Source organism: Niastella vici (assembly GCF_002077945.1).
Taxonomy (GTDB): Bacteria; Bacteroidota; Bacteroidia; order Chitinophagales; family Chitinophagaceae; genus Niastella; species Niastella vici.
Window position 1 is genome coordinate 1 of sequence record NZ_LVYD01000107.1, and the last position, 7,007, is coordinate 7,007.

Sequence of the window (7,007 nt, forward strand, 5' to 3'; positions counted from 1 at the left end):
CAACTGGTACCCGGTAACCGGTAACTGGTAACCTTATATTATTCTCCAATCATGCCACACACCCATAGAACACAACCGGATATAAATATCCGAAAACATGACCCAGAACAGGCTTAACCAGGCCCACAGCATATGCCGCCGGTTGAAGCAGCTGACACAGCGCCAGGTGCGGGCACGAATGGGTGAGCCGGAAAACCGGTCGAGAAAGCCACCCACGGCGTGCCGCAGGGAATGACACCCGAAGGTATAGCCGGCGAGGAACACCACGTTAATGGCCAGTACCAGGGTACCTACGCCAATGCCAAACGAAGCGTTGCCCCTACCCGGTTCGGTAAACCATAGTGCCTGCCACACATCGTGCGCCAGGAACAATAAAAAGAACAAGGCTATGTATAGAAAGTAGCGATGCACATTCTGGATGATCAGGGGAAAGGAGTTTTCGCCGCGATAGGTTTTGCGCGGTTCGGCTACGGTGCAGGAAGGGGGATCGGCCCAGAAGGATCTGTAATAAGCGCCGCGGTAATAATAACAGGTGAGGCGAAAGATGCCCGGCGCCCAGAGTATCAGCAGTGCCGGCGACCAGGGAATAAATGGCGGCCACCAGCCGGGTTTGGCGCCAAACCAGCTATGGGGGCTGTCGCCAAATAGTTCCGGCGAATACAGGGGGCTCAGGTAAGGGCCGAATGTATAGTGCCTGCCCTGGAAGGCAGCCCAGGTAACGTAGAGGAGGAAGGTGGTGAGGCAAACAAAAATGACGAGGGGGCGGGCCCACCAGGCATCGGTTCTGTTTGTAGCACCAAAACCCCGGCGAAAATCGGTTACAGGTGTGTGGGTCATAAACAGCGCTTGCAATCAGGGATAAAATGGTAAGGGGGCGTTGTCAGGGAGTATGGAGGGGATGGGACTTGTCGAATAAAGTTAATTAAAATAATGATCAATTGGGCAAACTATGACCAAAGGGGGCAAAGCATGATCTCTTTTCTCTTTGCTGTTGTTGGCGAGTCATGTAATTTTAGTGGAACGTGCTCAGATAAACCTTACAACTTACGAAATGCTATGACGGTGACGATTACTAAAGTTGTAAAACGAATCGACCATGCTCAATACAGTAAAACCTTATTCCAGGTATGTGCGCGATGCCATACAATGTGTTAAACAGCACATAGACACCAATCCTTTCCAGTTCAAGACAGCCGCTGAATTACTCGATCATTTGAATACGCCACACCGCAACTCGGTGGAGAAGGCGTTTAAAGATGTATACCATTTCAGGATCAAAGAATACCAGGTAAAGCAACGCTTATACCAGGCGCGGAAGTACCTGAAAGATGGGCTGCCTAAAAAACTGGTAGCGGCTAAATGCTATTATGGATCGTCCAGTTCATTTTGCACCGCATTCAAAAAAGAGTTCGGCATGTGCCCTACGGAGTGGGAAAATTCGTGTAAAGAGGACATAACGGTGCCACACACTGCAAAAAGGCAAACAGTTGCAGCAAAAAGGTAAACACATGCTGCAAAAAGATAAAGACAGCCCATGTAACTTGCATACAGAATGAATGAAGCCCGGTAATTGCCACCGGAAGAAGAACAAGACTGGTTACGCCTGATTTATGATTGCATCGATTTCTACAATGGCAATGAAAACTCCAATATAATTCAACTTTTTACAGTACAAATACTTATCATCGGATAAGGTTTTAGGCCGGTACGCGCCGGTTATTGAACCGGGGCAAAGATAAGCTGCCTTGTTGGGGACGACTAGATTAGATATATGTTATATTGAAGTTCGAAAAGGCACTGTAAAGCTATTGTAATAGGTTTTTATTTACCCTGGGTTCAGGCAATAGTTGATCTGAGGCAAAACATCAACCTCCTTTAGTTATTTTTTTATGGCTTGCTACTTATGAATTGGGTGTACAGGTTTTAGATCAGGATGCTTTTTTGGTGGTAGATTTCACCTGCAGACTGGCTTTTAGTTTGTCCATAAGATCGCTGGTGGTGGCATTGTGCGCCACTTTAAGCGGCCTGCCGGTTGCTTTTCCTTTTGCCTTTGCCTCAATCACCTGTAACAGTTTTTCTGAGTAGGTGTCGCGGTAATCGGCCGGCTTGAAGGGTTTGGTCAATTGGGCAATGAGCAGACTGGCCATTTTCAGTTCCTCCCCTTTTATAGGCGTATCCGGTATAACCAGCCCCGCCTCACTCCTGATCTCATCGGAAAAACGGAGGCGATGTAAAACCAACACGTTGCATAAGGGCTTTATAAGGCAGATCCATTCTTTATTATGGTATACCAACGGCCCCAGGGCCGCTTTGCCTTCTTTTTTTAAAGCCTCCCGCAACAGGGCGTAAGCCTTCGCCCCTACTTTATCGGGCTCCAGGTAATAGGGCTTTTCAAAATAAACGGCATCGATCTCTTTTTCGTTGACGAATTGCGTGATCTCGAGGTGGTCAATTTTTTCCGGCGCCGCTTTTTGAAAATCAGCATCATCGACGATCACATAATCATCGCCCATTTGATAGGCCCGCACGATCTCTTCCTGGTGCAATTCCTTACCGGAAAGCTCACTTACCTTTTTATACCGGACCCGGGAATGGGTCTTTTTATCGAGCTGCACAAAGGGTATGCTGCTTTCTTCTGAAGCCACATACATTCTGACAGGGATGTTCACGAGGCCGAACCCGATCGACCCTTTCCACATGGAGCGCATATAGTACACTTTAATAATCAATGAAATTTACAAGGTGCGAACCAAATGCGTGGATAAAGGCTGGGTGGCGGTATGTTTACTGGCAACCTTTTTTCATCGGGGAAAGATGTGTGGAATTGAAGGGATAAGTAGTTCCGTTCATGTTTTAACAATCCTGGTGGGGGAATGGTTCGGGGATTGTCGAACTCCTGGATCGAAGACTTGCTAAAATTTAAGGGATTAAATATGTAAATAATTGCAATAAGACAAATCAAGGTGTTGCTAACTTCTGCCCCAATACCTGTAATCCTATAAAGGCTTATATCTGGATCATTAATTTTCAATGAATTATATTTGCAGTATGACAAGGAAATATCCCATTGGCTACAATCATTTCGAGAAATACGGGAAGGCGGATTCGTATATATCGATAAAACGGAAATAATTCACCAAATGGTGAATTATGGGAAGTATTATTTTCTGAGTCGTCCACGTCGTTTTGGGAAAAGCCTGTTATTGGACACTATAGCCGAGCTATTCAGTGGTAGTGAAGAACTTTTTAAAGGATTATGGATTCATGATAAATGGGATTGGGAAAATAATAATCCAGTTATTAGAATTTCCTTTTCAAATATCGGCACAGGTACAATTGGATTACAAAGTGCTATCGAAGGCGCATTACAAGAAAACGCCCGCCGTTTGCAAGTTGAGCTAACAGATAGCGCTTACGATCAGTTATTTAAAGAATTAATTGGCAAAGTTGCTCAAAAAGGCAAGGTAGCCATCCTGATCGACGAATACGACAAACCTCTGATCGATTATCTGGATGATATTCCCAGAGCCGAAGAGAACCGCGCTATTTTAAAAAATTTGTATTCTATACTGAAAGATGCGGATAAACACATTCGCCTCTTAATACTTACCGGAGTAAGCAGGTTCTCTAAAGTGAGTATTTTTTCTGACCTCAATAATTTGGAAGACATAACCTTAAGCAAGCATTTCAACAATATAGCGGGAATTACCCAGCAGGAATTGGAAAAAAACTTTGCGGAGGAGCTGGAAACGTTACCCCGGGTGCTCGACATGGATAAGGTTCAATTGCTGGAAAATATTAAAAATTGGTATAATGGTTATAGTTGGGATGGAAAGGAAACGTTGTACAATCCATTTTCGTTACTCTCTTTTATGAAAGAAGAGGCCTTCAGAAATTTCTGGTTTGCCACCGGTTCTCCATCTTTTTTGGTAAATCTCCTCAAGAAGAAAAGAGAATATAATTTCGAAAATGTTCGTGAATCTGACATATCATTAGGTAGTTTTCAAATCGAGAACCCGGTTTCAGGACCCTTGTTATTTCAAACCGGTTATCTTACGATCAAAAGCTATAACCCCGATACACAATTGTATACGCTGGATTACCCGAACCGGGAGGTGAAGGGGAGCTTGCTGGATAATTTGCTCAGCGCTTACCGCGAAGTTTTTCCAGGCACTTCAATATCGGTCACTGCTGACCTCAGGACTGCGTTTGAGCATGGCGACACACCTCGTATCATCAATGAATTAAATGCAGTGACCGGAAGTATTCCCTATGACCTCTGGCGCGCGGATACGGAATCTATTTTTCATATTATTACCCTTCTCACGTTTAAAAATGTTGGTATAGACCTCTCCGCAGAGGTACATAGCAGCAAAGGCCGGCCCGACGTTATCGTAAAAACAAAACGGTTCATCTATGCACTGGAATTAAAACTGGACGTTTCAGCCAGTGAGGCCCTTGATCAAATTTTTGAAAAAGGTTATTTGCAACCTTATATGGGAGACGAACGTAAAAAACTAGCTATAGGCATTGACTTTTCTTCCGAACAAAGGAAAATTGCTGATTATCGCGTTAAAGAATCATAGCGGCCAGTATGTACCCCGTAATATTTTAATAGCATTATGGTCGTATGGCTTTAATGACAATGCCATTATCTTCGCAACCCGGAAATCCTATTCATAGCATTTTGAAGCAGTTCACCTGCCAGTTCAGGGTCAATCCCGGCTTCTTTTGCAAGCACAGCTATGTCAGGTTGCCGCCCTGAATTGATGTAAGGAAGTGCCAGGGCCAGGAACCGGTTGAGCTTCGACATTTGTGCCTGGCTTTCAGGAGATGTTCGTGTTTCAAATAATTGGCTGTATGGATTAAGGACCGGCGACTTTTTGAGTGCTTTTTTAACAACAATACCCATGGGAATGTGTAAACGAATATCGGGTTCATTGGGAATTTCCATTCCATGTGCAACCAGCAGGGTCGACAGTTCACGGTAGCCCCGGTCTGTAAGGGCAAACAGGAGAACTTTACCCGAAGCTTCTTCGTAGAATGCTTCTGCGAAGTGTGGCGGCTCACTCCAAACCTCATGACTTAATTTAAACACCCCTTCGGCATATTCAACCCGGAAGTCTTTTCTCAATAACTGCACGTCGAATTTGACAGATCTACCCTCGCCGGTCACCTGCACCACTTCATTGTCGTGCTGAACTACCAGCGGGTAATTGGAGCCGCAAGCCAATACCATATACCTGACTGGGTTGTCGTCAACATCGGCCATCAGATCAGCATCCGATTCAATAGCAGGGTTCAACTCGGTTGCATAAAAGAAGATATCATCTGAACTGAAACTCTGAAACGAAATTACCGGGCCGTAGGTTTGCCAACAGGAACCATTGTAGCCTATCAGGTTGAACCATAACAACACAGGTTGATCGGATAATGTGCGGGTAATGGAGGGCGAGTACAGCAGAAAAACTTCGCCGGTAAAAACGTCTTCCATTTCGTAGAAGTCGGAAGCCGGGTTAGCGCGGATCTCGCTGAAACTAAACCGCCAGGGATAAGCTGCCATGGTCCTGAGGTGCTCCTGTTCTTCGGCATTACGTGCTTTAATAGCAGCGCTATTCAGGTATTTATGGATAAGGCCTCCATCCTTAAAAATCCGGTGGCCAATATATTGGGCTTTGATCAGTCCCTTCCAATCAGACGGCATTTCCTTTTCAATGTCCCTGAAGCGGGAAATCCTGGTCTCAAATTCACGTTCTACTTTATCCTGTCTGGCCGCATAATACACTAAAAAATCGTCTATAAGCGAAGCGGAAATTTTATTAACATACTGACATCGATCGAGGAAAAGCTTATAGTCTGGAATCATAAAAGTATTTTGAATTAGCGCCTGTAAAGATATTGTAATAGTAGCTTTACATGTAAGGAAATTGGCTTAAACAGGAGATATTGAAGGCGCTGTGGATAACTCTCTTTTCATTGAAATAGGCAGCCTTTTATTTTTGTTTATATGAATCAGCCTCTTTCTGCTGAAATTCACTTTTTAGAAGCCGGCATTGGCTATGAAGGCAATTATCCCAACGGTTTCACCCCTGGCAGGCATGGATGACTTATAATCACGTTTTATGCCTGACAGAAGCGGCCTATCAGCAGTATGTAAATCAGCCCGCCCCCTGTTAATGCATATTGTTGCCCCAACAAACCAAAGCCCCCCGGCGTATCGAGGGGCTTTTTAGTTTAACACCAGGCAGGCGAACGGTCCGTTGTGGTGATCGTTTATTCTAATAAAACAATCGTCCCTTTACTGTTCATTAACTTTATGATAAAAGTTCGCAACTAACACCCCAACGTTCACAACTAACGCCCCATCGTTCGCAACTAACACCCCAACGTTCGCAACTTAACACCCCAATGTTCACAACTAACGCCCCAACGTTCGCAACTTAACACCCCAACATTCGCAACTTACGCCCCAACATTCACAACATAGACCCCATCGTTTGCAACAAGCACCCCATTGTTTGCAACAAGGCGCCCCATCGTTCGCAACAAGCGCCCCATCGTTTGCGACAAGCGCCCCATCGTTCGCAACAATTGTCCCATCGTTCGCAACAAGTGTCCCATAGTTTACAACAAGTGCCCCATAGTTTGAAACATACGTGGCATCCTTAGCAACTTTGGGGCGGCACTTTCCAAAAAATAGCGGCTGTTGGCTTACAGTTGTGTTATTTGTTAAACTTCTTTGGTGAAAATTGGAAATAGAGTTACAATCTGGCAATTAAATTGGCATCACAATAGTAAAGTTGCTATTTTACAACCTGCATATCACGCTTCCATTAAGATTTCAGATTGAATGAAGACACTATTGATTCCAGAATAAAACACTCCCCAACGGTTAATATTGGCAGGCAGCACAAAAGAGGCCATCAACGCAGTGAAATTGGATCCCGGTAAACCTCCGGGTATAGCGTTCAACAGACATAATCATTGTGAGATTTTAGCCTGATAAC

5 protein-coding genes are annotated in these 7,007 nt (G+C 44.7%); 2 read left to right on the top strand and 3 right to left on the bottom strand.

The features are described from left to right. Nucleotides 1-33 precede the first annotated feature (33 nt). The gene (locus tag A3860_RS36195) at nucleotides 34-837 is read right to left on the bottom strand and encodes a succinate dehydrogenase (protein WP_081155487.1); all 804 of its coding nucleotides are present in this window, start codon (nucleotides 835-837) and stop codon (nucleotides 34-36) included. A 259-nt stretch (nucleotides 838-1,096) separates the two neighbouring features. Here A3860_RS36195 and A3860_RS36200 point away from each other — a divergent pair, with 259 nt between their 5' ends. Next, nucleotides 1,097-1,504: a helix-turn-helix domain-containing protein gene (locus A3860_RS36200; protein ID WP_081155488.1), complete on the top strand. Its 408-nt coding sequence runs from the start codon at nucleotides 1,097-1,099 to the stop codon at nucleotides 1,502-1,504. Nucleotides 1,505-1,928: 424 nt separating this feature from the next. Here A3860_RS36200 and ku read toward each other — a convergent pair whose 3' ends face one another. Beyond that, entirely contained in the window at nucleotides 1,929-2,708 is a 780-nt protein-coding gene (gene ku / locus A3860_RS36205; protein ID WP_081155489.1) for a non-homologous end joining protein Ku, read from the bottom strand. A gap of 333 nt (nucleotides 2,709-3,041) precedes the next feature. On the opposite strand from ku, the gene A3860_RS36210 reads away from it, so the two are divergent. Then, complete coding sequence (locus A3860_RS36210; RefSeq protein WP_158085470.1) at nucleotides 3,042-4,586, top strand: ATP-binding protein; 1,545 nt, start codon at nucleotides 3,042-3,044, stop codon at nucleotides 4,584-4,586. A 65-nt stretch (nucleotides 4,587-4,651) separates the two neighbouring features. On the opposite strand, the gene A3860_RS36215 is transcribed toward A3860_RS36210, so the two are convergent. Continuing rightward, nucleotides 4,652-5,866 carry a hypothetical protein gene (locus tag A3860_RS36215; protein ID WP_081155491.1) on the bottom strand — a complete coding sequence of 405 codons (1,215 nt, stop codon included), beginning with the start codon at nucleotides 5,864-5,866 and terminating at the stop codon, nucleotides 4,652-4,654. Nucleotides 5,867-7,007 lie beyond the last annotated feature (1,141 nt).